This window comes from Alcanivorax sp. HI0083, from assembly GCF_001635175.1.
In genome coordinates this window covers 1-713 of sequence record NZ_LWFX01000418.1, presented here as the reverse complement: position 1 = coordinate 713, position 713 = coordinate 1, and the positions used below count along the sequence as shown (strand labels likewise).

Sequence of the window (713 nt, the reverse complement as noted above, 5' to 3'; positions counted from 1 at the left end):
GGGTGGGGTTCTGGCGCACCACCCGCAAACCGAAATTTTCCAGTGCCGGCAGCACATCGGACAAACCAATGGGATTATTCAGGCTATAAAGACGCAGGCTGGTCGGGCATGCCGCGCCATCAGCATCGGTAATGGCCAGGCTGGGCAGCACCGGTTGGGCGGCAGACAACTGCGTCAGGTATTGCAGGTCGGCGGCGGCTTCCACGGCACTGTGTGCTTCCCGGTAACCCAAGGGAAAGGCGTCACCGTAACGCAGGGCCAGGGCAGCCCCGTCATCGGCCCGGCTGCCCACCTTGTCGCCCTGCTCATCCTGGTAGCCACTTTCGCGCAACACTTCCCGTAACTGGTCCGACCAGGAGCGGGTAATTTCAATCAGCCGTTGCTCCACCTGGCTGTCGGTCATGGCCAGCTGTGTGCCTTGGGGAATACGCACAATGCAGTGAATCCGGGCCAGCCCTTCGCGGAGGAAATCCACGGTGCGTTCCACGGAGCGACCGTTGCACAGCGTCATCAGTTCGGCGGTGACCTTGTCGCGCAATTCCCGGGAGTAGCGTTCGCGGCTCAGGTAAATCATGCACGAATAAAAACGCCCATAGCGGTCCCGGCGCATGAATACCCGCAGATGATGACGATCACGCAGAGCGCGAATGCCCATGCAGATGTCGTACAGCTCTTCCTCGCTACACTGGAACAGCTCATCGCGGGGAAGCTGG

1 pseudogene is annotated in these 713 nt (G+C 60.9%); it reads right to left on the bottom strand.

Annotated features, from left to right (window positions below):
• Positions 1 to 713, bottom strand: a pseudogene (locus A3754_RS04345) (NAD-glutamate dehydrogenase domain-containing protein); the annotation flags it as partial.